The 25,740-nt window shown below is 56.2% G+C and carries 22 protein-coding genes, 2 tRNA genes and 3 rRNA genes; 12 read left to right on the top strand and 15 right to left on the bottom strand.

What is annotated here, in order from left to right:
• Window positions 1-84: 84 nt before the first annotated feature.
• A complete protein-coding gene (gene acnA / locus ACI514_RS04790; RefSeq protein WP_405123168.1) occupies window positions 85-2,826 on the top strand; it encodes an aconitate hydratase AcnA in 2,742 nt (913 codons plus the stop codon).
• Window positions 2,827-3,151: 325 nt separating this feature from the next.
• Here the strand turns inward: acnA and ACI514_RS04785 are convergent, their stop codons facing one another.
• A complete protein-coding gene (locus ACI514_RS04785) occupies window positions 3,152-3,967 on the bottom strand; it encodes an aminoglycoside phosphotransferase family protein (protein ID WP_405123167.1) in 816 nt (271 codons plus the stop codon).
• Window positions 3,954-4,442, bottom strand: coding sequence for an SRPBCC family protein (locus ACI514_RS04780; RefSeq protein WP_160058831.1), 489 nt, complete (start codon window positions 4,440-4,442; stop codon window positions 3,954-3,956). The genes ACI514_RS04785 and ACI514_RS04780 overlap by 14 nt, the downstream gene beginning before the upstream one ends.
• Before the next feature lie 195 nt (window positions 4,443-4,637).
• On the opposite strand from ACI514_RS04780, the gene ACI514_RS04775 reads away from it, so the two are divergent.
• Together ACI514_RS04775 and ACI514_RS04770 are read left to right on the top strand one after the other, a co-directional pair.
• The gene (locus ACI514_RS04775; protein WP_160058832.1) at window positions 4,638-5,558 is read left to right on the top strand and encodes an ADP-ribosylglycohydrolase family protein; all 921 of its coding nucleotides are present in this window, start codon (window positions 4,638-4,640) and stop codon (window positions 5,556-5,558) included.
• Between the two features lie 56 nt (window positions 5,559-5,614).
• Window positions 5,615-6,019 (top strand): lysozyme inhibitor LprI family protein, encoded by a 405-nt coding sequence (locus tag ACI514_RS04770; RefSeq protein WP_160058833.1) that lies wholly within the window; start codon window positions 5,615-5,617, stop codon window positions 6,017-6,019.
• Window positions 6,020-6,093: 74 nt separating this feature from the next.
• Here ACI514_RS04770 and ACI514_RS04765 read toward each other — a convergent pair whose 3' ends face one another.
• On the bottom strand, window positions 6,094-6,279 hold the full coding sequence (locus tag ACI514_RS04765) for a hypothetical protein (protein ID WP_405123166.1): 186 nt from the start codon (window positions 6,277-6,279) through the stop codon (window positions 6,094-6,096).
• A gap of 23 nt (window positions 6,280-6,302) precedes the next feature.
• Window positions 6,303-6,533, bottom strand: a complete 231-nt coding sequence (locus ACI514_RS04760; protein WP_405123165.1) for a MerR family transcriptional regulator — start codon at window positions 6,531-6,533, stop codon at window positions 6,303-6,305.
• Window positions 6,534-6,646: 113 nt separating this feature from the next.
• Here ACI514_RS04760 and ACI514_RS04755 point away from each other — a divergent pair, with 113 nt between their 5' ends.
• The 4 genes from ACI514_RS04755 (at window position 6,647) to ACI514_RS04740 (ending at window position 9,170) form a co-directional block, all read left to right on the top strand.
• Complete coding sequence (locus tag ACI514_RS04755) at window positions 6,647-7,285, top strand: NAD(P)H-dependent oxidoreductase (RefSeq protein WP_160058835.1); 639 nt, start codon at window positions 6,647-6,649, stop codon at window positions 7,283-7,285.
• Window positions 7,286-7,591: 306 nt separating this feature from the next.
• The gene (locus tag ACI514_RS04750) at window positions 7,592-8,197 is read left to right on the top strand and encodes a hypothetical protein (RefSeq protein ID WP_160058836.1); all 606 of its coding nucleotides are present in this window, start codon (window positions 7,592-7,594) and stop codon (window positions 8,195-8,197) included.
• Between the two features lie 9 nt (window positions 8,198-8,206).
• Window positions 8,207-8,413 carry a helix-turn-helix transcriptional regulator gene (locus ACI514_RS04745; RefSeq protein ID WP_007910409.1) on the top strand — a complete coding sequence of 69 codons (207 nt, stop codon included), beginning with the start codon at window positions 8,207-8,209 and terminating at the stop codon, window positions 8,411-8,413.
• An 85-nt stretch (window positions 8,414-8,498) separates the two neighbouring features.
• On the top strand, window positions 8,499-9,170 hold the full coding sequence (locus ACI514_RS04740; protein ID WP_405123164.1) for a hypothetical protein: 672 nt from the start codon (window positions 8,499-8,501) through the stop codon (window positions 9,168-9,170).
• A gap of 66 nt (window positions 9,171-9,236) precedes the next feature.
• Here ACI514_RS04740 and mrdA read toward each other — a convergent pair whose 3' ends face one another.
• The 6 genes from mrdA to ACI514_RS04710 all read right to left on the bottom strand — a co-directional run bounded on the left by mrdA (window position 9,237) and on the right by ACI514_RS04710 (window position 16,565).
• The gene (gene mrdA / locus ACI514_RS04735) at window positions 9,237-11,129 is read right to left on the bottom strand and encodes a penicillin-binding protein 2 (protein WP_160058838.1); all 1,893 of its coding nucleotides are present in this window, start codon (window positions 11,127-11,129) and stop codon (window positions 9,237-9,239) included.
• Window positions 11,130-11,351: 222 nt separating this feature from the next.
• Window positions 11,352-11,467, bottom strand: a 5S ribosomal RNA gene (gene rrf / locus ACI514_RS04730).
• Window positions 11,468-11,623: 156 nt separating this feature from the next.
• Window positions 11,624-14,517 (bottom strand): 23S ribosomal RNA (locus ACI514_RS04725).
• Window positions 14,518-14,764: 247 nt separating this feature from the next.
• Window positions 14,765-14,840, bottom strand: a tRNA-Ala gene (locus ACI514_RS04720).
• Window positions 14,841-14,870: 30 nt separating this feature from the next.
• Window positions 14,871-14,947: transfer RNA gene (locus tag ACI514_RS04715), tRNA-Ile, on the bottom strand.
• 81 nt (window positions 14,948-15,028) lie between these two features.
• Window positions 15,029-16,565, bottom strand: a 16S ribosomal RNA gene (locus ACI514_RS04710).
• Together the 16S, 23S and 5S rRNA genes with 2 tRNA genes alongside form the textbook arrangement of a ribosomal RNA operon.
• 612 nt (window positions 16,566-17,177) lie before the next feature.
• Between ACI514_RS04710 and rhtA the strand changes: the two genes are divergently transcribed.
• Together rhtA and ACI514_RS04700 are read left to right on the top strand one after the other, a co-directional pair.
• On the top strand, window positions 17,178-18,065 hold the full coding sequence (rhtA, locus tag ACI514_RS04705) for a threonine/homoserine exporter RhtA (RefSeq protein WP_160058839.1): 888 nt from the start codon (window positions 17,178-17,180) through the stop codon (window positions 18,063-18,065).
• A 168-nt stretch (window positions 18,066-18,233) separates the two neighbouring features.
• Window positions 18,234-18,515, top strand: a complete 282-nt coding sequence (locus ACI514_RS04700; protein WP_095120409.1) for a hypothetical protein — start codon at window positions 18,234-18,236, stop codon at window positions 18,513-18,515.
• A 1-nt stretch (window position 18,516) separates the two neighbouring features.
• On the opposite strand, the gene ACI514_RS04695 is transcribed toward ACI514_RS04700, so the two are convergent.
• Window positions 18,517-19,080 carry a TetR/AcrR family transcriptional regulator gene (locus ACI514_RS04695; RefSeq protein WP_160058840.1) on the bottom strand — a complete coding sequence of 188 codons (564 nt, stop codon included), beginning with the start codon at window positions 19,078-19,080 and terminating at the stop codon, window positions 18,517-18,519.
• 91 nt (window positions 19,081-19,171) lie between these two features.
• Between ACI514_RS04695 and ACI514_RS04690 the strand changes: the two genes are divergently transcribed.
• Together ACI514_RS04690 and ACI514_RS04685 are read left to right on the top strand one after the other, a co-directional pair.
• Window positions 19,172-19,900, top strand: a complete 729-nt coding sequence (locus ACI514_RS04690; RefSeq protein WP_160058841.1) for an SDR family oxidoreductase — start codon at window positions 19,172-19,174, stop codon at window positions 19,898-19,900.
• Window positions 19,901-19,935: 35 nt separating this feature from the next.
• Window positions 19,936-20,532 carry a 2-hydroxychromene-2-carboxylate isomerase gene (locus tag ACI514_RS04685; protein WP_160058842.1) on the top strand — a complete coding sequence of 199 codons (597 nt, stop codon included), beginning with the start codon at window positions 19,936-19,938 and terminating at the stop codon, window positions 20,530-20,532.
• Window positions 20,533-20,575: 43 nt separating this feature from the next.
• Here ACI514_RS04685 and ACI514_RS04680 read toward each other — a convergent pair whose 3' ends face one another.
• From ACI514_RS04680 to ACI514_RS04665, 4 genes are all read right to left on the bottom strand, one after another.
• Entirely contained in the window at window positions 20,576-22,384 is a 1,809-nt protein-coding gene (locus ACI514_RS04680) for an aminopeptidase P family protein (RefSeq protein WP_160058843.1), read from the bottom strand.
• 56 nt (window positions 22,385-22,440) lie between these two features.
• Window positions 22,441-23,607, bottom strand: a complete 1,167-nt coding sequence (locus ACI514_RS04675; RefSeq protein WP_405123163.1) for an aminotransferase class V-fold PLP-dependent enzyme — start codon at window positions 23,605-23,607, stop codon at window positions 22,441-22,443.
• Window positions 23,608-23,811: 204 nt separating this feature from the next.
• Entirely contained in the window at window positions 23,812-24,426 is a 615-nt protein-coding gene (locus ACI514_RS04670) for a LysE family translocator (RefSeq protein ID WP_160058845.1), read from the bottom strand.
• A 101-nt stretch (window positions 24,427-24,527) separates the two neighbouring features.
• Window positions 24,528-24,785 (bottom strand): hypothetical protein, encoded by a 258-nt coding sequence (locus tag ACI514_RS04665; protein WP_405123162.1) that lies wholly within the window; start codon window positions 24,783-24,785, stop codon window positions 24,528-24,530.
• A gap of 389 nt (window positions 24,786-25,174) precedes the next feature.
• Here ACI514_RS04665 and msuE point away from each other — a divergent pair, with 389 nt between their 5' ends.
• Window positions 25,175-25,738 (top strand): FMN reductase, encoded by a 564-nt coding sequence (gene msuE / locus ACI514_RS04660; protein WP_405123161.1) that lies wholly within the window; start codon window positions 25,175-25,177, stop codon window positions 25,736-25,738.
• Window positions 25,739-25,740 lie beyond the last annotated feature (2 nt).

Here is a 25,740-nt window from a genome sequence, read left to right as displayed (position 1 = left end):
GCCAGCTAATGAAAACAGGGCTACGTTGGTAGCTCTGCCCGTCCCCTCAATCCGTAGCCGTGCGGATTCAAAGGAGTGATCGTAATGCCGTCCCTCGATAGCCTGAAGACCCTTAAAACACTGCAAATCGACGACAAGACCTACCACTATTTCAGCTTGCCGGATGCCGCCAAAAGCCTGGGCGATCTCGACAAGTTACCGATGTCACTGAAAGTCCTGCTGGAAAACCTGCTGCGCTGGGAAGATGAAAAAACTGTCACCGGCGCCGACCTCAAGGCGATTGCGGCGTGGCTCAAGGAGCGTCGCTCCGATCGTGAAATCCAGTACCGCCCGGCCCGCGTCTTGATGCAGGATTTTACCGGCGTACCCGCCGTGGTTGATCTCGCCGCGATGCGTGCGGCGATGGCCAAGGCCGGTGGCGATCCACAGCGAATCAATCCGCTGTCGCCGGTGGATCTGGTGATCGACCACTCGGTGATGGTCGACAAATTCGCCACGCCTAGCGCGTTCGAGCAGAACGTCGACATCGAAATGCAGCGCAACGGCGAACGTTATGCCTTCCTGCGTTGGGGCCAGAGCGCTTTTGACAACTTCAGCGTGGTGCCGCCGGGCACCGGCATCTGCCATCAGGTCAATCTCGAATACCTCGGCCGCACCGTGTGGACCAAGGATGAAGACGGCCGCACCTACGCGTTCCCCGACACGCTGGTCGGTACCGACTCGCACACCACCATGATCAACGGCCTCGGCGTACTCGGCTGGGGCGTCGGCGGGATCGAAGCGGAAGCGGCGATGCTCGGGCAACCGGTGTCGATGCTGATTCCGGAAGTGATCGGTTTCAAACTGACCGGCAAACTCAAGGAAGGCATCACGGCCACCGACCTGGTGCTGACGGTGACGCAGATGCTGCGTAAGAAAGGCGTAGTGGGCAAGTTCGTCGAGTTCTACGGTGACGGCCTCGCCGACCTGCCGCTGGCCGACCGTGCAACCATCGCTAACATGGCCCCGGAATACGGCGCGACGTGCGGTTTTTTCCCTGTCGACGACGTGACGCTTGAATACCTGCGCCTGTCGGGTCGGCCGCCAGAAACGGTGAAACTGGTCGAGGCGTACACCAAGGCTCAGGGGTTGTGGCGTCTGCCCGGTCAGGAGCCGGTGTTCACCGACAGCTTGGCGCTGGACATGGGCAGCGTCGAAGCGAGCCTGGCCGGACCGAAACGTCCACAGGATCGCGTCTCGCTGCCGAATGTACCGCAAGCCTTCAGCGACTTCATCGACCTGCAATTCAAACCCACCAGCAAGGAAGAAGGACGTCTGGAGAGTGAGGGCGGTGGTGGCGTCGCCGTGGGCAATGCAGATCTGGTCGGCGAAACCGATTACGAATACGAAGGCCACACCTATCGCCTGAAAAACGGTGCGGTGGTCATCGCCGCAATTACCTCCTGCACCAACACCTCCAACCCGAGCGTGATGATGGCCGCCGGGTTGTTGGCGAAGAAAGCCGTGGAGAAAGGCCTGACCCGCAAACCGTGGGTGAAGAGTTCGCTGGCGCCGGGTTCGAAAGTGGTCACCGACTACTACAAGGCGGCGGGGCTAACGCAGTATCTCGACCGGCTCGGGTTTTCCCTGGTCGGCTATGGCTGCACCACCTGCATCGGCAACTCCGGACCGCTGCCGGAACCGATCGAGAATGCCATCCAGAAAGCCGACCTCACCGTGGCATCCGTGCTGTCCGGTAACCGCAACTTCGAAGGCCGCGTGCATCCACTGGTAAAAACCAACTGGCTGGCCTCGCCACCGCTGGTGGTCGCCTATGCCTTGGCCGGCAGTGTGCGCAGCGATATCAGCAGCGAACCGCTGGGCGAGGACCAGCAAGGCAATCCGGTGTACCTGCGCGATATCTGGCCATCGAGTAAAGAGATCGCCGATGCGGTCAATCAGGTCAACACGGCGATGTTCCATAAGGAATACGCCGAAGTGTTTGCCGGTGATGAGCAGTGGCAGGCCATCGAGGTTCCGCAAGCGGCGACTTACGTGTGGCAGGACGATTCGACCTACATCCAGCACCCGCCTTTCTTCGACGATATCTCCGGCCCACTGCCGGACATCAAGGACGTCAAAGGTGCACGAGTATTGGCCCTGCTCGGCGACTCGGTAACCACCGATCATATTTCCCCCGCCGGCAACATCAAGGCTGACAGCCCGGCCGGGCGTTATCTGCGCGAAAAAGGCGTGGAGCCACGGGACTTCAACTCTTACGGCTCACGGCGCGGCAATCATGAAGTGATGATGCGCGGCACCTTCGCCAACATCCGTATTCGCAATGAAATGCTCGGCGGTGAAGAAGGTGGCAACACGATCTACATTCCGACCGGCGAGAAACTGGCGATCTACGATGCGGCGATGAAGTACCAGGCTTCGGGCACACCGCTGGTGGTGATTGCCGGGCAAGAGTACGGCACCGGTTCCAGCCGTGACTGGGCGGCCAAGGGCACCAATTTGCTCGGCGTGAAAGCGGTGATCGCGGAAAGCTTCGAGCGGATCCACCGTTCCAATCTGGTGGGCATGGGTGTGCTGCCGCTGCAGTTCAAGCTTGATCAGAACCGCAAGAGCCTAAACCTGACCGGCAAGGAAACCTTCGAGATTCTGGGCCTCACCGGCGTCGAGCTGACACCGCGAATGAATCTGCCGCTGGTGATTACCCGTGAGGACGGGCGCCAAGAGAAGATCGAGGTGTTGTGCCGGATCGATACGTTGAATGAGGTGGAATACTTCAAATCGGGCGGGATTTTGCATTACGTCCTGCGCCAATTGATCGCCTCGTAACGCACAAACCAAAGTAGGAGCTGCCGCAGGCTGCGATCTTTTGATCTTGCTTTTAAAAGCCAAAGTCAAAAGATCGCAGCCTGCGGCAGCTCCTACATACAGGCGAAAAAAAACCCGCCGAAGCGGGTTTTTCCCAAGACCATTATCGACTCCCTGTCGGCAGCGATCCTTGCAAATGGTCGATCATCCGTGATCCTGAAACACTCCCTGTGTCTCAGTTGATGTGTGTAGATTACGCAGTGGATCCAATCAGCAATAGTCGTAAAAGCTACCAGTGCGTGTAAGACATTCGCCATAGCAACCCTTCCGAAAACCCCTAGCTGTGTCAGGCATCAAGCATGGAAGCCGCGATCTGCGCGACTTTCAGCTGCCCAGAGGCTTGCCCCAACGCGTCATCCTCCAAAAACCAGGCTGCCGACAAACCGGCGAACGCCAGCACCCATTGCAGCAGCCTGCGGCGATCAAGCATGGCAGCTTGGACAATCACATCCAGCTGCCGGCGAAAGCGCTGGCGATCGGTGGCCGTTGGCAAGTCCGGGTTGCAAATCAGGTTGGCGTAATCAAAACCACGCTCGCCTCTGACCCGTTTCGGATCGATTGCCAGCCAGCCACGCGATTGGAAATCCAGCACATTGTCGTGATGCATGTCGCCGTGCAGCACCACCACTTCCTGTGGGTCGGCGAGCAGGGCTTCGGCGGTTTGCAGGCTCAGGGCGTAGAGACCGCCATGTTGTGCAGCCGCGATGCGCAGCGAAGCAAACCATGGCCCTAACTCCACCAGCGGCGGAGACGGCGTTTCACGCGGTGCATGCAATCGCGCCAGCGCCGAACAGAGAATCCGGCTCGCCTCGTCGTCTTCGCCATTCATTGCCATGTGCATCAGCGAGCGGCTGCCCATGGCGCGCTCCATCAACAGGCCATCCTCGTGATGCGCCAAGACTTGCGCAGCGCCGTCACCGTCCCACCAGGTCATCAGCCGATTGCCGTACTTCTCGTCGACATCCAGCGCTACCTTGAGCATGGCCGGAATGTCGTTCAGGCGTACCGGCAACAAACGGCTGCCTTGCGTGATGATCGGCACGCCGTCCGTGACCAATCCCCAGCGCTTGAGCCAAGGTTGGAAAATATCAGCCACTGTCACGCTCGCGGGCCTTGGCGCTCTCGGCAAGAAACTGTTCGAGGCGGCTCAACTGCTCCTCCCAGCCACGGCTGTCCATGTAATACGCCTCTTTCTGGCGAATGTCGGGAATGTGCGCGAAGCCCGATTCGGACACTTTCAGCAACGTGCCACTCTCGAAGTCTTCCAGCTCGAACCTGACCAGCGTTGTCGGCTCCTGGGAATAGTCGATCTTCGGATTGACCGCATACGGATGCCAGCGAAACGAAAACAACTGCTGCGGCTCGACCCGTTCGATCAGCACATTCCACAACACGTGTTCATAACCCGGATACGTGACCTGCCCTTGCGTCCACTCACCGGCAATAAACCGCCGGCCCTCAAGCGCCACCCCAAACCACTGGCCAAACGCCTCGGCATCGACCAATGCACGCCAGACATGCGAACGCGGCGCCTTGAGCGTGATTTTGCGTTCGAAACTATTGGGTACTGGTTTCATACGTCACCTCCTGTTCTGAACACTAGGCTTGTATGACCACATGTCCAATGTGAAGTTGTATCAGAGCGGTGCAGTCATTCACCTGCAAGGACACATCAAGCTGCACTTTTTGACCGGTGCTGTGATGAATCCAGGCACCCTCCGCCTAACGAAACTGTTACCTTTTCCAGCGAATTTGAATCTACAAGGACGCTCATGCCGCCATCCCTCGCTGAACGTTACCGCGGTGCCCTGCTCGGTCTGGCGTGCGGCGACGCTGTCGGTACTACGGTTGAGTTCAAACCACGGGGATCATTCCAACCGTTGACCGATATGGTTGGTGCTGGCCCATTCCACCTCAAGCCCGGGCAATGGACCGATGACACCTCGATGGCGCTGTGTCTGGCGGAAAGCTTGCTGAACAAAAATGGATTCAATGCCGCTGATCAGATGGGCCGCTACCTCAACTGGTGGCAATGGGGCTATCTCAGCTCGACCGGTGAGTGTTTCGATATAGGCATGACCGTCAGTCAGGCGCTGGCGCAATATCAACAAACCGCTGATCCCTTCGCCGGCTCGACCGACCCGTACAGCGCCGGCAACGGTTCGCTGATGCGTCTGGTGCCAGTGGTGCTGTTCTACTTTCCCGACGCCCGGAAAATCCAGAGCTTCGCCGCCGACAGTTCCCGAACCACCCACGCAGCACCTGAAGCCATCGAATGCTGCCAATTGCTGGCCGGGTTGATCGCCTGCGCGCTTGAAGGCGCGAGCAAAGCCGAACTGCGTCAGCTGCCACTCGCCAGCTTCTCGCAACCCAAGGTTGCTTCCATTGGGCGTGGCGATTTCCTCGGTCTGTCCGAGGCAGACATCAAAGGTAGTGGCTACAGCGTGCAGTCGCTGGAAGCGGCGTTGTGGTGCTTTCACCACACGGACAGCTTCGAAGCGGCCATTTTGCGGGCGGCCAACCTGGGCGATGACGCCGATACCACTGCCGCGATCACCGGCCAATTGGCCGGCGCCTATTACGGCGTGCGGGGGATTCCTGAACACTGGCTGGAAAAGCTGCACGACGGTGAAGAGATTGCGGCGACCGCCGACCGTTTGCTCGCGGCTTCCCGAATGCGCGCACCTGAATAAGCGCGACGCAGCCGCTACACTGCTCGGCACTTACTTTGATACAGCGAGATTTGACTATGTCCCCACGCCTGCTTCTGGCCTTGACGCCCTTCCTGTTCACCCCCCTCGCTCACGCTGCGGTCGACTGCGCCAACGCCAGCGATCAGGCGACGATGAATCAGTGCGCCGGGCAGGACTTCAAAGCGGCGGACAAAGAACTGAACACGGTGTACCAGCAGATCACCGGGCGTTTGAAGGACAACCCGGATGGCAAGAAGCTGTTGGTCAGTGCGCAACGGGCGTGGCTCGGGTTTCGGGATGCCGAGTGCAAGTTTTCATCGTCCGGGGTAACTGGCGGGAGCGTTTATCCGTGGGTTTACAGCAGTTGCCTGACCGGCGTGACCAAGGTCCGGGTTGAGGCGCTGAAACAGTATTTGAAGTGTGAAGAAGGTGACATGAGCTGCCCGGTGCCCGGGGCCTGATTTTTTTCCGGCGGTTTTGAGGGATCTTTCGCGAGCAGGCTCGCTCCCACATTGGAACGCATTTCAAATGTGGGTCAACGCCCGTGCAATGCGTTGCGCGTGATCATGTTCTGCTCAGGCCGATACGACTCGGCCCTGTGCACACTCGCGCACACGACAGGAGCACCACTGCGCAAACTTTCCTCAAGCACATGCCGCAGCCGCAACAATCCCTCACGTTGCATCGCCAGGTTGGCCTCGATCTGGCGTATCTCATCCATACGGATATCGATTTGCTCGATGGTCAGCGATTTCGAACAACTGCCATCCTGCAAGAACAGACGCGAATGGTCTCAAGAGAAAAACCAAGCCGTTGCGCATCGCGCACCAGTATCAATCGCGCAACAGCCGCCTCGGCGTAGTGGCGATATCCATTGGCGTCACGGGTAGAAGGCTCCAGTAACCCTTGCTCCTCGTAATAGCGAATGGCCGAAGCGGCAACACCAGTGCGCTTGGAAACCTCTCCAATCTTCATAAAAACTGCTTGACCTTCAAGTTGGCTTTAATCGTTAGCATAAGCCCAGGTTCAGCACGACAGCCAGTCGTTATGACCGACCTGAACATCTTTCACCTTTATGGAATTTGATGATGAGCACACTGACAGACCTGCTGAAATGGCGCTATGCAACGAAAAAGTACGACCCTTCCCGGACGGTGCCCGATGAAAAAATCGAGCGCATTCTGGAAGCGGTGCGTTTAACGCCGACATCAAGCGGACTGCAGCCTTTTGAATTGCTCGTAGTGACCAATGCAGAGATTCGCGAAAAGATCAAAGCCGTCAGTTGGAACCAGCAGCAGGTTACCGACTGCTCTCACTTGTTGGTGTTCGCCGCATGGGACGACATCACTGCGGAGCGGGTCAACATGATGTTCGACCTGACCAACGAAGTTCGCGGGACCGTTAACGAAGGATGGGAAAATTACCGCCAGATGCTCTTGGGCATCGTTGCTGGACGTGGCAAAGAGGCTAATTATCAAGCGGCCGCACGGCAGGCTTATATTGGTCTTGGCTCGGCTCTGATCGCTGCGGCATTTGAAGAAGTCGACGCGACACCGATGGAAGGTTTCGACCCGGCAGCCATCGATGAAATCCTCGGACTCTCGGCTCGCAACTTGCGCAGTGTGGTGATTCTGCCGTTGGGCCATCGAGCTGCTGAGGGAGACTGGTTGGTTAACTTGAAAAAGGTTCGCCGATCGCGGGAAAACTTCGTTACCGAGATCAAGTAAGCGCTACAGGAGCGGGCGACTGAGCATGCCTGTGGCGTGTGTCCCCGCTCTAATCAATCCCTGCCCCCATCATCGATACCAGCGGCCACCGAGTGGATCGCGTCCCTCCCCTGCTCTCGACTTGATTCGAATTCGAGAGCCTATCGACATTGAAATCCCCCCAAAAGCGAATGAAATGAAGATGATGCCGTGGTCTGGCATCCCGTTTCAAAAGCGCTCTTAACAAAACAAGAACAATTTATTATTGCCATTCGATAATTTAACATCGAGAATTAGTCATTCCCAATGACACCGCAAGGATTTTTCATGAGTAATCGTAACAACGGATTGGCACTGCAGCGTATGCATTGGGTCGGACTACTGGCAGCGATTCTTGTCTGGGTTTTAGGGATGACCGAGGTCGGTGGCAACGCTTCGATCTGGTTGTTTAAAACAGATGAAATGCTCGCGGCTTTGCTCTACGCCTTCGCCGAAAACTCGCCGCAATTACTTGATCCATTTGTCGAAGGTGCGTTGCTTGCCCCCGACACATGGCTCTCACCATTGGTTACGGCGCTGCTCGTCGTTTTGGATTTTCTGCCCGTTCTGCTTTCAACTTACGTGCTCTGGCTGACAGGGTTGTTTTTCCTGCGCTTGTCCCGCGGCGAAACCTGGACCGAGCGTAATATCAAGGTGCTGTGGCGAGTGGGGATTCTGTGCATCATTTCTCCGGCCGCCTACCCGCTGATAGAGACCTTGCAAGGTTTGGCACTGTCTATTGATCTGCCTCCTGGGGATCGCATCTTTCAATTCTCGATTGGCCTGTCTTCCTCTTCTGCCTATGAGATTGTCAAAGGCGTATTGCTCTGTTTATTTTCAATTATCATGCGCGATGCAAAAGTACTCAGCGATGAGCAAAGTCAATACATATAGAACAATACAATGACCATTATCGTCCGCCTTGACGTTGTCATGGCCACGCAAAAAATTCGCTCGAAAGAGTTGGCCAGCCTGCTGGGCATCACCGAGGCCAATCTGTCATTACTGAAGAATGGCAAGGTCAAGGGCGTGAAGATGGCCACCCTGGACAAGCTGTGCGCAGCACTCGATTGCCAGCCAGGCGACTTGCTGGAATACCAGAAAGACTGAGCCTTGCGCAGGCGCGCCAGTTAATTTTCGCCAGTCCACACCGTTTAACTCTTATTCAATCCTTAGTTTGTAAGGCGGCTTTGTCATGACCCGGTTTTTACTTTGCGCGCTGTTTTTACTGACAGCGTTGATCAGCGGCTGCGCCACGCAAATGGACGTAGCGCTAAATGCCACACCTGATCCGGAGTATCATTTTGACCGAAAGGCGACTGTGCTGGTGACGTCTGCGAGTGGCAGCGACGAAAACGCTCTTAATGCCCGCTATTATCTTCGCGACATGGTTAACGCGCTGAAAGACAGGGGTTTTCAGGAGGTCTATACCGACGCCAGTCTGCCAAAGAACCACGCGCCGATAAAAATGACTGTCAGCCTCGATATTGGCAGTCGACAGGTGACTTACCGCTATACCGCCACCGACTATGGGCAAGTGCCGACCAGCACCTCTACCGTGTGCAAGAACAGCAAGAAAAAAGACGACCGAATGACCTGCACGAGTAAACCAAACACCACCTACGGCCCGATAGGTACTTCTGAGCGCACCGGTTACACCACGCTTAGTACCTTTATTGCCACCGCACGCGATGAAGTCAGTAAGCGACCGGTCTACCTGCTTCGCGCTTCGTCTTACAACGAAGACTGCCAAGCCTCCAAGGTCGAAGAATTTCTAGTGGAGCAAGGCTTGCAGAACCTGAACTTCGAGGACCGTGTGCAGCGCAACTACTCCGTCACGATGCCCGAGGGTTACCGCTGCAAATAGGCTTTGCAGGGGACGCTCACAACATCGGCTCAGCTTGCGTGAACCGGTGCTGTGAGCTGTTGAAGGTTAAACGTGCGGGTCACCCGGCGCTTTCGTCGGCGCGGCGTATTGCGGCTTGAGATGGCCGTCCTGATCGAGTAACCAGGCGTCCATGATCTGCCGCACTACAGGGCCTGCGACACGACCACCGGCCTCGCCGTTTTCGATCATCACCGAAATCGCGATCTTCGGATGCTCGGCCGGGGCGAAGCCAACGAACAAGGCGTTGTCGCGGTGGCGTTCGAGGGTTTTCTCACGGTTGTAGCGTTCGCCCTGCTTGATAGCCACCACTTGCGCCGTACCACTCTTGCCAGCGATGCGGTATTGCGCGCCTGCCGCCGCCGCACGCGCGATTCCGCGGGCATCATGCATCACCATCTGCATACCGTGGTTGACCTGTTCCCAGTCACGCGGATCCTTTAGCAGGATGTTCGGCATCGGATGCTCGTCGACCGGAGCGACACCATCGACGGTCTTGGCCAGGTGCGGACGATTCCATACCCCTTTGTTGGCGATCAACGCCGTGGCTTGAGCCAGCTGTAGCGGCGTCACCTGCATGTAGCCCTGGCCAATGCCAAGGATGACGGTTTCGCCAGGGAACCAGGCTTGCCGGCGGGTCGCGCGCTTCCAGGCCTGCGACGGCATCAAACCGGGCGACTCTTCAAACATGTCCAGCGAGACTTTCTCACCGAGGCCGAACATGGCCATGTAATCGTGCAGACGATCGATGCCGAGCTTATGCGCGAGGTCGTAGAAATAGGTGTCATTGGAACGCATGATCGCCGCGTCCATGTCCACCCAGCCGTCGCCGCTGTGGTTCCAGTTGCGGTACTTGTGATCGAAGTCCGGGAGTTGGTAATAACCGGGGTCGAAGACGCGGGTCTGCGGCGTCACAACACCAGCGTCAAGTCCGGCGATGGCCACCTCTGGCTTGATCGTCGAGCCCGGCGCGTAGAGCCCGCGCAGTACGCGGTTGAACAGCGGACGGTCGATCGAATCTCGCAGCGCCGAGTATTCCTTGGAACTGATACCGGTGACGAACAGATTCGGATCGAAGCTGGGATTGCTGACCATGGCCAACACTTCGCCGGTCGACGGATCGAGCGCTACCACGGAACCACGACGATCACCCAGCGCGGCTTCGGCAGCTTCCTGAAGTTTGATGTCGAGGCTCAGGACGATGTTCTGGCCGGGAACCGGGTCGGTGTGTTTGAGCACACGGAGTACGCGCCCCTGGGCGTTGGTTTCCACCTCTTCATAACCGACATGGCCGTGCAACTGCGCTTCGTAGAAACGCTCGATACCCGTTTTGCCAATGGATTGGGTACCACGGTATTCAACCGAGTCGAGGCTTTTGGATTCTTTTTCGTTGATCCGGCCAACGTAACCGATCGAGTGGGCGAAATGTGCGCCGAGTGGGTAGTGGCGGACAAACTGCGGCTCGACATCGAGGCCGGGAAGACGGAACTCGTTGACGGCCAGTACGGCAATTTGCTCTTCCGTCAGCTCATAGAACAGCGTCACCGGCGTGAACGGGTGGCGGGACTGCTTCATGGCCTTGTCGAAGACGGTGCGATCTTCTGCTGGCAGGTGCAGAAGATTGATGACCTCGTCCAGTTCTTGATTGACGTCATTGGCGCGTTCGCGGGTGATGGTCAGGTTGAAACTAGGGCGGTTATCGGCAAGCAGCACGCCATTGCGGTCGTAGATCAAACCGCGCGTCGGCGGGATCGGCAAGACGTGGACGCGGTTGTTTTCGGAGATGGTCGAGTGGTAGTCGAACTCCACCACTTGCAGAATGTACAGGCGCACGACCAAGGCGCAGCTGATGGCAAAGACAAACAAGGCGCAGGCGATCAACCGTTTGTTGACCAGGCGCGTCTCTTTTTCGTGATCCTTGATCGGGATGGGTTCAGGCATTTCTACAGCAACTCTTTGACATAAATGAGTGCCGATCCGTGGGCATGACATCAGTCCGTTAAAAAACGAGCTGCACCATACCAAAAACTGTCCGGTCACTTCAGAAGGAATTTCCCCAATGGCCACTCTTGCGACGGTTGGGGCGGCTCAGTGCGTTGGAAAACTTTTCTGCAGGCAAAACAAAACCCCAACTGCTTTCGCAATTGGGGTTTCGGAATTTAATCTTGACGATGACCTACTCTCACATGGGGAAACCCCACACTACCATCGGCGATGCATCGTTTCACTGCTGAGTTCGGGATGGGATCAGGTGGTTCCAACGCTCTATGGTCGTCAAGAAATTCGGGTACTGAGTCGTGACCAGAGGGCCTCGCTTCAGCAAATTGGGTATGTGACAGCTTTCGGTGTTTTGTGAACATCAAACTTTCGGTTCGTTTCGTCTTCACACACCGCAATCTGGTCTCTCTCGAGTTCACAAATTGCTTGGGTGTTATATGGTCAAGCCTCACGGGCAATTAGTATTGGTTAGCTCAACGCCTCACAGCGCTTACACACCCAACCTATCAACGTCGTAGTCTTCGACGGCCCTTCAGGGAACTCAAGGTTCCAGTGAGATCTCATCTTGAGGCAAGTTTCCCGCTTAGATGCTTTCAGCGGTTATCTTTCCCGAACATAGCTACCCGGCAATGCCACTGGCGTGACAACCGGAACACCAGAGGTTCGTCCACTCCGGTCCTCTCGTACTAGGAGCAGCCCCTCTCAAATCTCAAACGTCCACGGCAGATAGGGACCGAACTGTCTCACGACGTTCTAAACCCAGCTCGCGTACCACTTTAAATGGCGAACAGCCATACCCTTGGGACCGGCTTCAGCCCCAGGATGTGATGAGCCGACATCGAGGTGCCAAACACCGCCGTCGATATGAACTCTTGGGCGGTATCAGCCTGTTATCCCCGGAGTACCTTTTATCCGTTGAGCGATGGCCCTTCCATACAGAACCACCGGATCACTAAGACCTACTTTCGTACCTGCTCGACGTGTCTGTCTCGCAGTCAAGCGCGCTTTTGCCTTTATACTCTACGACCGATTTCCGACCGGTCTGAGCGCACCTTCGTACTCCTCCGTTACTCTTTAGGAGGAGACCGCCCCAGTCAAACTACCCACCATACACTGTCCTCGATCCGGATAACGGACCTGAGTTAGAACCTCAAAGTTGCCAGGGTGGTATTTCAAGGATGGCTCCACGCGAACTGGCGTCCACGCTTCAAAGCCTCCCACCTATCCTACACAAGCAAATTCAAAGTCCAGTGCAAAGCTATAGTAAAGGTTCACGGGGTCTTTCCGTCTAGCCGCGGATACACTGCATCTTCACAGCGATTTCAATTTCACTGAGTCTCGGGTGGAGACAGCGCCGCCATCGTTACGCCATTCGTGCAGGTCGGAACTTACCCGACAAGGAATTTCGCTACCTTAGGACCGTTATAGTTACGGCCGCCGTTTACCGGGGCTTCGATCAAGAGCTTCGCGTTAGCTAACCCCATCAATTAACCTTCCGGCACCGGGCAGGCGTCACACCCTATACGTCCACTTTCGTGTTTGCAGAGTGCTGTGTTTTTAATAAACAGTCGCAGCGGCCTGGTATCTTCGACCGGCATGAGCTTACGGAGCAAGTCCTTCACCCTCACCGGCGCACCTTCTCCCGAAGTTACGGTGCCATTTTGCCTAGTTCCTTCACCCGAGTTCTCTCAAGCGCCTTGGTATTCTCTACCCAACCACCTGTGTCGGTTTGGGGTACGGTTCCTGGTTACCTGAAGCTTAGAAGCTTTTCTTGGAAGCATGGCATCAACCACTTCGTGTTCTAAAAGAACACTCGTCATCAGCTCTCGGCCTTAAGATCCCGGATTTACCTAAGATCTCAGCCTACCACCTTAAACTTGGACAACCAACGCCAAGCTGGCCTAGCCTTCTCCGTCCCTCCATCGCAATAACCAGAAGTACAGGAATATTAACCTGTTTTCCATCGACTACGCTTTTCAGCCTCGCCTTAGGGACCGACTAACCCTGCGTCGATTAACGTTGCGCAGGAAACCTTGGTCTTTCGGCGTGGGTGTTTTTCACACCCATTGTCGTTACTCATGTCAGCATTCGCACTTCTGATACCTCCAGCAAGCTTCTCAACTCACCTTCACAGGCTTACAGAACGCTCCTCTACCGCATCATCCGAAGATGATACCCGTAGCTTCGGTGTATGGTTTGAGCCCCGTTACATCTTCCGCGCAGGCCGACTCGACTAGTGAGCTATTACGCTTTCTTTAAAGGGTGGCTGCTTCTAAGCCAACCTCCTAGCTGTCTAAGCCTTCCCACATCGTTTCCCACTTAACCATAACTTTGGGACCTTAGCTGACGGTCTGGGTTGTTTCCCTTTTCACGACGGACGTTAGCACCCGCCGTGTGTCTCCCATGCTCGGCACTTGTAGGTATTCGGAGTTTGCATCGGTTTGGTAAGTCGGGATGACCCCCTAGCCGAAACAGTGCTCTACCCCCTACAGTGATACATGAGGCGCTACCTAAATAGCTTTCGAGGAGAACCAGCTATCTCCGAGCTTGATTAGCCTTTCACTCCGATCCACAGGTCATCCGCTAACTTTTCAACGGTAGTCGGTTCGGTCCTCCAGTTAGTGTTACCCAACCTTCAACCTGCCCATGGATAGATCGCCCGGTTTCGGGTCTATTCCCAGCGACTAGACGCCCTATTAAGACTCGCTTTCGCTACGCCTCCCCTATTCGGTTAAGCTCGCCACTGAAAATAAGTCGCTGACCCATTATACAAAAGGTACGCAGTCACCCAACAAAGTGGGCTCCCACTGCTTGTACGCATACGGTTTCAGGATCTATTTCACTCCCCTCTCCGGGGTTCTTTTCGCCTTTCCCTCACGGTACTAGTTCACTATCGGTCAGTCAGTAGTATTTAGCCTTGGAGGATGGTCCCCCCATATTCAGACAAAGTTTCTCGTGCTCCGTCCTACTCGATTTCATGACTAAGAGATTTTCGCGTACAGGGCTATCACCCACTATGGCCGCACTTTCCAGAGCGTTCCGCTAATCTCAAAGCCACTTAAGGGCTAGTCCCCGTTCGCTCGCCACTACTAAGGGAATCTCGGTTGATTTCTTTTCCTCAGGGTACTTAGATGTTTCAGTTCCCCTGGTTCGCCTCTTGCACCTATGTATTCAGTACAAGATAACCATCTTATGATGGCTGGGTTCCCCCATTCAGACATCTCCGGATCAAAGTCTGTTTGCCGACTCCCCGAAGCTTTTCGCAGGCTACCACGTCTTTCATCGCCTCTGACTGCCAAGGCATCCACCGTATGCGCTTCTTCACTTGACCATATAACCCCAAGCAATCTGGTTATACTGTGAAGACGACATTCGCCGAAAATTCGAATTTCTCAACTAAGAGAACTCACAAATTTTACCTTAGCCTGATCCGTTACCAGTGAAAGTAACGTTCAGTCTATCTTTCTATCACATACCCAAATTTTTAAAGAACGAACTAGTCAAAGACTAGAAATCAACATTCATCATCACAACGATGGAATGCTCATTTCTAAGCTTTCAAACTTTAGAAGCAGTAGTGGTGGAGCCAAACGGGATCGAACCGTTGACCTCCTGCGTGCAAGGCAGGCGCTCTCCCAGCTGAGCTATGGCCCCGTATTTCTACAGGCGTTTCCCACACAAAATTGGTGGGTCTGGGCAGATTCGAACTGCCGACCTCACCCTTATCAGGGGTGCGCTCTAACCAACTGAGCTACAGACCCAATTTCGGGCTGCTTCTTTCGTCTTCTTCAATGAATCAAGCAATTCGTGTGGGAACTTATGGAGCAGCTGATGTCGTCGATTAAGGAGGTGATCCAGCCGCAGGTTCCCCTACGGCTACCTTGTTACGACTTCACCCCAGTCATGAATCACACCGTGGTAACCGTCCTCCCGAAGGTTAGACTAGCTACTTCTGGTGCAACCCACTCCCATGGTGTGACGGGCGGTGTGTACAAGGCCCGGGAACGTATTCACCGTGACATTCTGATTCACGATTACTAGCGATTCCGACTTCACGCAGTCGAGTTGCAGACTGCGATCCGGACTACGATCGGTTTTATGGGATTAGCTCCACCTCGCGGCTTGGCAACCCTTTGTACCGACCATTGTAGCACGTGTGTAGCCCAGGCCGTAAGGGCCATGATGACTTGACGTCATCCCCACCTTCCTCCGGTTTGTCACCGGCAGTCTCCTTAGAGTGCCCACCATTACGTGCTGGTAACTAAGGACAAGGGTTGCGCTCGTTACGGGACTTAACCCAACATCTCACGACACGAGCTGACGACAGCCATGCAGCACCTGTCTCAATGTTCCCGAAGGCACCAATCCATCTCTGGAAAGTTCATTGGATGTCAAGGCCTGGTAAGGTTCTTCGCGTTGCTTCGAATTAAACCACATGCTCCACCGCTTGTGCGGGCCCCCGTCAATTCATTTGAGTTTTAACCTTGCGGCCGTACTCCCCAGGCGGTCAACTTAATGCGTTAGCTGCGCCACTAAGAGCTCAAGGCTCCCAACGGCTAGTTGACATCGTTTACGGCGTGGACTACCAGGGTATCTAATCCTGTTTGCTCCCCACGCTTTCGCACCTCAGTGTCAGTATCAGTCCAGGTGGTCGCCTTCGCCACTGGTGTTCCTTCCTATATCTACGCATTTCACCGCTACACAGGAAATTCCACCACCCTCTACCATACTCTAGCTCGACAGTTTTGAATGCAGTTCCCAGGTTGAGCCCGGGGATTTCACATCCAACTTAACGAACCACCTACGCGCGCTTTACGCCCAGTAATTCCGATTAACGCTTGCACCCTCTGTATTACCGCGGCTGCTGGCACAGAGTTAGCCGGTGCTTATTCTGTCGGTAACGTCAAAATTGCAGAGTATTAATCTACAACCCTTCCTCCCAACTTAAAGTGCTTTACAATCCGAAGACCTTCTTCACACACGCGGCATGGCTGGATCAGGCTTTCGCCCATTGTCCAATATTCCCCACTGCTGCCTCCCGTAGGAGTCTGGACCGTGTCTCAGTTCCAGTGTGACTGATCATCCTCTCAGACCAGTTACGGATCGTCGCCTTGGTGAGCCATTACCTCACCAACTAGCTAATCCGACCTAGGCTCATCTGATAGCGCAAGGCCCGAAGGTCCCCTGCTTTCTCCCGTAGGACGTATGCGGTATTAGCGTTCCTTTCGAAACGTTGTCCCCCACTACCAGGCAGATTCCTAGGCATTACTCACCCGTCCGCCGCTGAATCCAGGAGCAAGCTCCTCTCATCCGCTCGACTTGCATGTGTTAGGCCTGCCGCCAGCGTTCAATCTGAGCCATGATCAAACTCTTCAGTTCAAACATCTTTGGGTTTTTAAGAAACCCTAAACTTGGCTCAGCAATCGTTGGTTACATCTTTGATTTCTCGCGGAGTAACTTGTGATGCTGATAATCTTGTTGACTATCAGTCTGACTCCACAAGCACCCACACGAATTGCTTGATTCAGTTGTTAAAGAGCGGTTGGTTAAGATCTTTCGCCTCAACCGAGGCGCGCATTCTACAGCAGCCTCATTTGCTGTCAAGTGATTATTTTCAGAAGTTTTCGAAGATTTCTTCAACAACTTCAACCACTTGCGCTTCCGATCTCTCGTCAGCGGGAGGCGAATTCTACAGCGTTACACGCTGCTGTCAACACCTCTTTTTCAACTTCCTTTTGACTTCGATTAACTGAAGCAACCTGCCGCCGAAACCTACATAACTCATTGATTCTCAAGGAGTTTTCCGTTTCGACTGCGCCGGAAGTGGGGCGAATTATAGACATCTGAAATCTGCCGTCAACTGTTAATTGTGCTTTTCTATCGATCAGTTGAAAAAGGCCTCTTCTATATAGACGCAACTCGATTGAGTGCGCAGTATATTGCCCAACACCAACAATAAAGCCTTGCTCTCACCTTGGACGATGCCACGTAATGAATGACCAGCCACGCTCCCTTGCCTCAATGCTGTTCCCGGTTGGCCTGCTATTAATAGCCATGGCGTCGATCCAGTCCGGCGCCTCTCTGGCCAAAAGCATGTTCCCCATCGTTGGCGCCCAGGGAACCACCACGCTGCGCCTGATCTTCGCCAGCATGATCATGCTGCTAATACTGCGTCCATGGCGTGCGAGGCTGACCGCCAAATCACTGCGCACAGTCCTCGTCTACGGCATGGCATTGGGCGGCATGAACTTCCTCTTCTATATGTCATTGCGCACGGTGCCATTGGGAATTGCCGTCGCCCTCGAATTTACCGGGCCACTGGCCGTAGCCATCTATGCCTCCCGCCGTGCCATCGACTTTCTCTGGATAGCCCTGGCCGCCGCCGGCTTGATGTTGCTGATTCCAACAGGTGCAACCAGCGCCGGAATCGATCTGGTAGGCGCCGGGTATGCACTGGGAGCAGGTATCTGCTGGGCGCTATACATTCTGTTCGGTCAGAAGGCCGGGGCCGATAACGGTGTGACGACTGCGGCGCTAGGGGTAATGATCGCGGCACTGTTCGTCGCCCCTATCGGCATCGTGCATGCAGGTGCAGCCCTTTTGACCCCTTCGCTGATCCCGATTGCCATTGGCGTCGCCATCCTGTCCACCGCCCTGCCCTACACACTGGAGATGGTCGCCCTCACCCGCCTCCCGGCACGCACTTTCGGCACATTGATGAGTATCGAACCGGCCTTCGGAGCGTTATCGGGCCTTCTGTTTCTGCATGAATTCCTCACGCTGTCACAATGGATGGCGATCCTGTGCATTATTCTGGCATCCGTCGGCGCCACCATGACCATGGGTAGCGCTGCGAAACCCGCCATCGCGGCTGATTGAAAGAGGTTTTTACGAAGGTCTGGCAATTGGCGCGCATTTAGGCCATGTTTAGACCCGTAACCCAATGCCAGACATGGATTTTTTCGGACAGGGATTTCAAAACGCTTAAAGCGCAAGCGAACACAGGCAAACCCGAGCGTCAGACTCGTGGCCGCTATAAGGACGGTAATGAAACGAATTTTGATACTGATCGCCATACTGGCTGTTGCGGGTTGTGCGGCGACTTCGGAAACTCAGGTAAAACGCGGAAAAAAAGGGCTGCACATCAACTGCTCCGGGCTATCGTCCTCCTGGGACAAGTGCTACGCCAGTGCCGCCAGTGCCTGCTTGCCGAAAGGCTACAAGGTCATCGCCAAATCCGGTGACGCCGTGGAAGAACCCGGCGACTACCCGTTCGGTCTCAATCCTGCGGGCTACACCAGCCGCAGCATGATTGTCATCTGTAAATAGATCAGCGCTGCCCGGCAATCTGCCGGCCGATCTCTTCCTGACTGGACTTCAGCACCGCTTGCTGAACGTCCGGCGTAGCCAACATGCGCGCCACCACCAATGCGCCGACGCATTGTGACAATACCGACCACGCCAGGGCCTCGCTTTCCAGTATCTGCGCCCAACGCGCCTGAAGGCGACAAATCCACAGCTCGGCCTGTTCGCGCACCTGCACATCCGATCGGGCAATTTCTGCCCCCAGCGCCGGCAACGCGCAACCGGCCTCAGGTTGTTCTACGTGAGCCATGCTCAGATAGTGTTTGAGACAGCGCTCCAGTCGCTCACGATCCTGCGTGCCCTCGCCGCCCAATCGCTCAAGGCTTTGACCCAACTCGCGCTCGACAATGGCGGTGAACAACGCATCTTTGGACGAGAAGTGGCTGTAGAACGCCGCACCACTCAATCCGATAGCCTTCATCAAACCATCCACGCCCACCGTGGAAAACCCGGAGCGCTTTGCTGACAGCGCGCTGCTTTGCAGTAGCTTTTCCCGGGTTTCCAGCTTGTGACTGGCGGAGTAACGCATGTGTTTGCCCTCGAATCGACTGCCTTGACGTTGCCTGGATCCTAGCATAACGTTCGTTCACTTAACGATCGTTTAATAAAGGGACTCACCCATGAATAACAAGAAGGTCGTGTTGGTAGTTGGCGCTGGCGATGCCACGGGCGGAGCGATTGCCAAGCGTTTTGCCAGAGAAGGTTTCATCGCCTGCGTCACCCGGCGCAGCGCCGATAAATTGCAACCGCTGGTGGACGCGATCAAGGCTGAAGGCGGCGAAGCTCATGGCTTTGCCTGCGATGCGCGCAAGGAAGAAGATGTCATCGCGCTGATTGAAGACATTGAAACCCGCGTCGGTCCGATCGAAGCCTTTGTGTTCAATATCGGCGCCAATGTGCCGTGCAGCATCCTTGAGGAAACCGCTCGCAAATATTTCAAGATCTGGGAGATGGCCTGTTTCTCCGGTTTCCTCAATGCCCGAGAAGTGGCTAAACGCATGGTCACGCGCAATCGCGGCACGATTCTCTTCACCGGTGCCACCGCCGGACTTCGCGGCGCATCCGGATTCGCCGCTTTCGCCGGTGCCAAACACGGCATCCGCGCACTGGCGCAAAGCATGGCGCGGGAACTGGGGCCGATGAACATCCACGTCGCCCACGTAGTAGTCGACGGTGCAATCGACACCGATTTCATTCGCAACAGTTTCCCCGAGAAGTACGCCACCAAAGATCAGGATGGCATCCTCAATCCCGAGCACATCGCCGAGAACTACTGGTATCTGCACAGTCAGCCACGGGATGCCTGGACGTTCGAGCTGGATCTGCGCCCTTGGAACGAACGCTGGTAAGCCCACGCCATAACAATAAATAGAGAGAAACGATAATGACGAAAACCGTGGAGTTCTATTTCGACCTCGGCAGCCCTGCCACCTACTTGGCCTACACCCAATTACCAAAGATCTGCGCCGCGACGAACAGTGAGTTGATCTACGTTCCAATGTTGCTCGGTGGTGTATTCAAGGCAACCGGCAACGCGTCACCGGCGATGATTCCGGCGAAGGGTCGGTATATGTTTGAGGATCTGGACCGCTACGCGAAACGCTACGGGGTGCCGCTGAAATTCAATCCGCATTTCCCGATCAACACCCTGATGTTGATGCGTGCGGTTACCGGCATCCAGTTGCGTCAGCCAGAACGCTTTCAGGCGTTTATCGATTGCCTGTTCACAGCGCTATGGATTGACGGACGCAGCCTCGACGAACCCGCTACCGTCGCCACCGTGCTGAGCCAACACGGCTTCGATCCGCAGGAAGTGTTAGCGCTGACCAATGACGAATCCGTCAAAACAAAGCTCAAGGACAACACCGAAACCGCAGTTAAACGCGGCGTGTTCGGGGCACCCAGTATGTTCATCGGCAATCAACTGTTCTTCGGCCAGGATCGGCTCGACTTCGTTGAGGAGTCCTTGCGCCAAGGCTAAGCGATCATTCAGGCGCTGATAACAGCGCCTGAATTGCAACGGATCAGATGGCCGCAGTGCGGGTGTTCAGCCATTCCAGCGCAGCACCCTCAAGCAAAGGACTCAAGCGCTCACGCACTTGCGCGTGGTAGTCGTTAAACCACTGTTTATCTTCTTCCGACAGCAGGGCCGGCAGCAGGCAACGCGTGTCGATCGGGCACAGTGTCAAGGTTTCAAACTTGAGGAATTCACCGAATTCGCTGCTGCCCGCCTCGCGGTTCATCGCCAGGTTCTCGATGCGCACGCCCCAACGACCCGGACGGTAAGTGCCCGGCTCGATCGAAGTGATCATCCCCGGCTGCATGGCCGTTTGCGGTGCAGGCGCGGCCTGATACGCAATCACTTGCGGGCCTTCATGAACGTTGAGGAAATAGCCAACGCCATGACCCGTACCGTGACCGTAATCCACACTGTCGGCCCAGATCGGCGCGCGGGCAATGGCGTCGAGCAGCGGCGAGAGAATGCCTTTCGGGAACTGCGCACGCGACAGCGCAATCACGCCTTTCAACACGCGCGTGCAATCGCGCTTCTGCTCTTCGGTCGGCGTACCGACCGGCACCATCCGCGTGATGTCCGTGGTGCCGCCCAGGTATTGACCGCCCGAGTCGATCAGCAGCAAGCCATCACCCTCAATGACCGCGTGTTCTTCTTCAGTCGCGTGGTAATGCGGCATCGCGCCATTGGCGTTAAACGCAGCAATGGTGTTGAAACTCAGCGAGACATAATCCGGACGACGTTCGCGGGCAGCGGTGAGCTTTTCGTCGATGGTCAGTTCGGTAATGCGTTCGCGGCCCCAGGCCGATTCCAGCCAGGCGAAGAATTCGCACAGCGCCGCACCGTCCTGCTCCATCGCTTGGCGGATGTGCTGAGCATCGGCTTCACTTTTCTGCGACTTGGCCAACGTGGTCGGGTTCAAGCCTTCGACCAGCTTCACACCGCTGTCGAGGTTATCCAGCAAACCGCTGGTCACTCGCGCCGGGTCAACCAGCAGGCTCGCGCCACTCGGCACGGCACGCAGGGCATCTGCGACTTCGCGGTAATCGCGCAGCGTCACGCCGTCCTGCTCCAGCAAGGCGCGCAATTGAGCATCAACCTTGCTCAGCGCCACGAACAACGTGGCCTGCTGCTGATCGATCAAGGCAAACGATACAAACACCGGGTTGAACGACACATCGCCGCCGCGCAGGTTGAACAGCCAGGCAATGTCGTCGAGGGTGGCGATGAAATGCCAGTCCGCCCCGCGCTCCTGCAAGGTTTCGCGCAGTTTGGCGAGTTTCTCGCCACGGCTGACGGTCGCTTGCGGTGGCAGATGCTGATAGATCGGGGCATTCGGCAGGCTCGGGCGATCGCTCCAGACTTCCTGCAACAGATCGATGTCGGTACGCAGACGTGCACCGCGTGCTTCAAGCTTGCTGCTCAGGGTACGCGCCGAGGCCACGGCCATCACCGCACCGTCGACCGCAACTACACCACCTTCCGGTGTCTGCTCGGCGAGCCAGTCAAGCGGGCTCGGCTGACCCGGTTGCAGTTTCACCAGTTCGATGCCGCTGCCCTTGAGTTCCTTGCTCGCTTGCTCCCAATAACGGCTGTCGGCCCAGACGCCGGCGAAATCAGTGGTGACGATCAACGTCCCGACCGAACCATGGAAACCCGACAACCACTGCCGGCCCTGCCAGTAACCCGGCAGATATTCCGACAAATGCGGGTCGGCGGATGGCACCAGCAGTGCGTGAATGCCTTCGCGGCGCATCAGTTCGCGGGTGTGCGCCAGGCGCTGGGGCACCGATCCTTCGGTCGAGGTCTGGGTACTCATCATGTCTCCTGCTAATCACTTCATCGTTATTGTTCGTAGCCGTGAGGTCGGCTTGTTTAAATTCCTGTCGCCCAGAATGCCGGAGCACTGGCGCAGGCGGTCTTGATCAGTTGAACGGCTTTGTCGATATCTTCGGCGGTGGTGAAACGGCCGAGGCTCAGCCGAATGGTGCGACCGGCCAGATGCGCGTCATGCCCCAGCGCCAACAGCACGTGAGATGGCGTATTACTGGCCGAGTTGCAGGCCGAGGTCGCGGAAAAGGCGATCAAATGACTCAACGCCGCGCTGTTGAATTCGCCTTCGCTGAAGGTCAGGCTCAAGGTGTGCGGAATGCGCTGAGTGGCACAACCATTCAGGCGCACGCCCGGCAGGCTCAGCAGTTGTTCGAGCAGGCGTTCACGCAGTGCGACGATGGTTTTTTTCTCGGCATCGAATGCCTCGGCGGCCAAGGCAAATGCTGCGCCCATCCCGGCAATCTGGTGCGTCGCCAAGGTTCCGGAGCGCAAGCCACCTTCATGTCCGCCGCCGTGAATCTGCGCCTGCAAACGCTGCTGCGCCCGTGGGCCGACATACAGCGCGCCGATGCCTTTGGGGCCGTAAAGTTTGTGCGCCGAAAACGACATCAAATCCACCGGCCACTGCGCCAGATCGATGATCACTTTGCCGGCGCCCTGTGCCGCATCAACATGGAACAACGCCTCACGACTGCGCACCACTTCGCCAATCGCTTGAACATCATTGACGGTGCCCAGTTCGTTGTTGACCAACATCAGTGACACCAGAAAGGTGTCGTCGCGCATGGCTTCACTGACCGCTTGCGGCGTGATCAGGCCATCGGCGTCCGGCACCAGATAAGTCACGGCGATGCCGGCGTCCTGCAATTGGCGGGCGGTATCGAGGATGGCTTTGTGTTCGATCTGACTGGTAATGATGTGGCCGCCGGACACCCTGCGCGCCTGCGCCACGCCTTTGAGGGCGAGGTTATTGGACTCGGTGGCACCGGAGGTCCAGACAATCTGTTCGGCATTGGCGCCGACCAGATCGGCAACCTGGCGGCGGGCCTGCTCGACCGTGTGCCGGGCCTGCTGGCCGAACGCGTGGGAGCTGGAAGCCGGGTTACCAAAGTTACCGTGAAACCCCAGACACTCGATCATCACCTGGATGACCCGCTCGTCGACCGGGGTGGTGGCGGCGTAGTCGAAATACAACGGACGTGTGTTCATAAAAGACTCGCAGAGCGTGTTCCGGGATCAGGAGGCTCGTGTCTGCAAACGGTACGGCGCAGCCTTGTGAGCTGCGCGTCGGTTCGAGAGCGTCATCAATACCTGATCGGATGCCGTTAAAGAAGAACAACTTCATTCAAAGTGCGTAGGAACGCTCCTGAAGCCGAGCTTAACAGGCATCCGGCCTGCGGTTGAAGCGATGCGTCAGCTAAAGCTTTCGAGAAATAACGGGTACAGCGAAATCACCAACAGCGCCGCCATGCCCCAGTTGAACACGCGCAACCAGCGCGGATCCTTCAGCACATTGCGCAACAACGTACCGCAGGCCGCCCAGACGCCGACACTCGGCAGGTTGATGATGGCAAACACCGCAGCAATCACCACGACATTGGTGAAATAGCCCTGCATCGGTGTGTAGGTGCTAATGGCGCCGATGGCCATGATCCACGCCTTGGGATTGACCCACTGAAACGCAGCCGCGCCGAGGTAGCTGATCGGCTTCGCCTCGCCTTCGGCACTGTCACCGACAGGTCCCGAGTGAGCGATTTTCCACGCCAGATACAGCAGATATGCCGCGCCGACATAGCGCAGAACCGTGTAAAGAATCGGATAGGTCTGGAACACCGCGCCAAGGCCAAAGCCCACGGCCACGACCAGAACGAAGAAACCGCAAGTAATCCCGAGCATATGCGGGATGGTGCGGTTAAAGCCGAAATTCACCCCCGATGCCAGCAACATGGTGTTGTTCGGTCCAGGTGTAATCGAGGTGACAAGGGCAAACAGGGCAAAGCCCAACAGCAGGTCAAGCGAGAGGGTCATGGCAGGCAATCCATCAGGGTCATTCAGGTGTTGACCCTACCCCACGCCGCTCGGCAAGCCCACGGACAGTTGGGTAAAACTTCCAGCAGTACAGTTTGTTTTCAGCTAGGACGACCGTGCAGCTGTACGGCACGTTCGGCACTCATTTCAGCTTTCTTGTCGAACTGCGACTGACCGAGCAGTTGGGCTTTTTTCGCGTGGTATTCATCGAAAGACAAGCCGCTGCGATTCAGTGCTTCCATCGCCAATTCGCGAGATTCTTCATCGGTGTAAGGGCGCAGTTCCGGCGATACGTGTCCGGCACAACCGGCGAGTACGGTGACAGCGAGCAACAGGGAAACAGTCAGTAAACGATTCATGGGAGCGTCCTGGCGAGCAATGGGGAGTCGAGGGACAAAGGCTACGCCCGGGCACGCTCACGCAGAAATCAACGCTTTCAATAGTGGCTATCAGGAATTCGACACAAACCGCCGCATATCTCCTAAAGATCTATAAATATCAATTAACGTTCTTTTACGGAATAACAAACTGCCTTTATAACTCCATCCATGCGCTGAGCACTGTTGCTCCAGCAACTGTTGCTCAGCCAACACCGATTCAACAAAGCGCCCTGCTATTCACAGGGACGACCGCCACGCTAACGCTCCACGCCTTGTAAACCGGGGCTTGCAGGAATTGGTACAGCGCTTGCTCAGACCCGGTGACTCATTCACTGCTCGCTGAGCAACTGTTGAAAAAGGAACTGATCATGTCGCGTCCCCTGAAAGTCGTCGCCCTCTCCGGCGGCACCTGGCGTCCGTCCCGTACCTTGGTGCTGACCCAAGCCTTGCTCGCCGAACTGGCCGGGCACTTGAACATCGAAAGCCATTTGATCGAACTCGGTGATATCGCTCGCCCGCTCGGCGGCGCACTGTCGCGTCAGGAACTCAGTGCCGAGGTTGAAGCCGAGTTGCAGGCCATTGAGCAGGCCGATCTGCTGATCGTTGCCGCGCCGGTTTATCGCGGTTCCTACCCGGGTCTGCTCAAGCATCTGTTCGACCTGATCGACCTCAACGCCCTGATCGACACGCCGGTGCTACTCGCCGCTACCGGCGGCAGCGAACGCCATGCGCTGGTCCTTGATCATCAACTGCGGCCGCTGTTCAGCTTCTTCCAGGCCATGACCTTGCCGATCGGTGTGTACGCCACCGAAGCCGACTTCGCCGATTACCAGATCACCAGCGAACTGTTGAAGGCGCGCATCCGTCTGGCCGCCGAACGCGCCGCGCCGCTGTTCGCCACACAAATCAAACCGTTGCTGAAAATCGCCTGAGG

The organism is Pseudomonas sp. M20, assembly GCF_045037865.1.
Taxonomy (GTDB): Bacteria; Pseudomonadota; Gammaproteobacteria; order Pseudomonadales; family Pseudomonadaceae; genus Aquipseudomonas.
This window is presented reverse-complemented; position numbering and strand designations above follow the sequence as displayed.

Excerpts from the sequence above, each read along its gene's own strand:
- ACI514_RS04755 (WP_160058835.1), top strand. The coding sequence starts at position 6,647 with ATGAGCACACTGACAGACCTGCTGAAATGGCGCTATGCAACGAAAAAG.
- ACI514_RS04680 (WP_160058843.1), bottom strand. The coding sequence starts at position 22,384 with ATGAGTACCCAGACCTCGACCGAAGGATCGGTGCCCCAGCGCCTGGCG.
- ACI514_RS04740 (WP_405123164.1), top strand. The coding sequence starts at position 8,499 with ATGACCCGGTTTTTACTTTGCGCGCTGTTTTTACTGACAGCGTTGATC.
- ACI514_RS04665 (WP_405123162.1), bottom strand. The coding sequence starts at position 24,785 with ATGAATCGTTTACTGACTGTTTCCCTGTTGCTCGCTGTCACCGTACTC.
- ACI514_RS04750 (WP_160058836.1), top strand. The coding sequence starts at position 7,592 with ATGAGTAATCGTAACAACGGATTGGCACTGCAGCGTATGCATTGGGTC.
- rhtA (WP_160058839.1), top strand. The coding sequence starts at position 17,178 with ATGAATGACCAGCCACGCTCCCTTGCCTCAATGCTGTTCCCGGTTGGC.
- ACI514_RS04765 (WP_405123166.1), bottom strand. The coding sequence starts at position 6,279 with ATGGATGAGATACGCCAGATCGAGGCCAACCTGGCGATGCAACGTGAG.
- ACI514_RS04685 (WP_160058842.1), top strand. The coding sequence starts at position 19,936 with ATGACGAAAACCGTGGAGTTCTATTTCGACCTCGGCAGCCCTGCCACC.
- ACI514_RS04780 (WP_160058831.1), bottom strand. The coding sequence starts at position 4,442 with ATGAAACCAGTACCCAATAGTTTCGAACGCAAAATCACGCTCAAGGCG.
- ACI514_RS04675 (WP_405123163.1), bottom strand. The coding sequence starts at position 23,607 with ATGAACACACGTCCGTTGTATTTCGACTACGCCGCCACCACCCCGGTC.
- ACI514_RS04775 (WP_160058832.1), top strand. The coding sequence starts at position 4,638 with ATGCCGCCATCCCTCGCTGAACGTTACCGCGGTGCCCTGCTCGGTCTG.
- ACI514_RS04770 (WP_160058833.1), top strand. The coding sequence starts at position 5,615 with ATGTCCCCACGCCTGCTTCTGGCCTTGACGCCCTTCCTGTTCACCCCC.
- acnA (WP_405123168.1), top strand. The coding sequence starts at position 85 with ATGCCGTCCCTCGATAGCCTGAAGACCCTTAAAACACTGCAAATCGAC.
- ACI514_RS04700 (WP_095120409.1), top strand. The coding sequence starts at position 18,234 with ATGAAACGAATTTTGATACTGATCGCCATACTGGCTGTTGCGGGTTGT.
- msuE (WP_405123161.1), top strand. The coding sequence starts at position 25,175 with ATGTCGCGTCCCCTGAAAGTCGTCGCCCTCTCCGGCGGCACCTGGCGT.
- ACI514_RS04690 (WP_160058841.1), top strand. The coding sequence starts at position 19,172 with ATGAATAACAAGAAGGTCGTGTTGGTAGTTGGCGCTGGCGATGCCACG.
- ACI514_RS04760 (WP_405123165.1), bottom strand. The coding sequence starts at position 6,533 with ATGAAGATTGGAGAGGTTTCCAAGCGCACTGGTGTTGCCGCTTCGGCC.
- ACI514_RS04745 (WP_007910409.1), top strand. The coding sequence starts at position 8,207 with ATGACCATTATCGTCCGCCTTGACGTTGTCATGGCCACGCAAAAAATT.
- mrdA (WP_160058838.1), bottom strand. The coding sequence starts at position 11,129 with ATGCCTGAACCCATCCCGATCAAGGATCACGAAAAAGAGACGCGCCTG.
- ACI514_RS04695 (WP_160058840.1), bottom strand. The coding sequence starts at position 19,080 with ATGCGTTACTCCGCCAGTCACAAGCTGGAAACCCGGGAAAAGCTACTG.
- ACI514_RS04670 (WP_160058845.1), bottom strand. The coding sequence starts at position 24,426 with ATGACCCTCTCGCTTGACCTGCTGTTGGGCTTTGCCCTGTTTGCCCTT.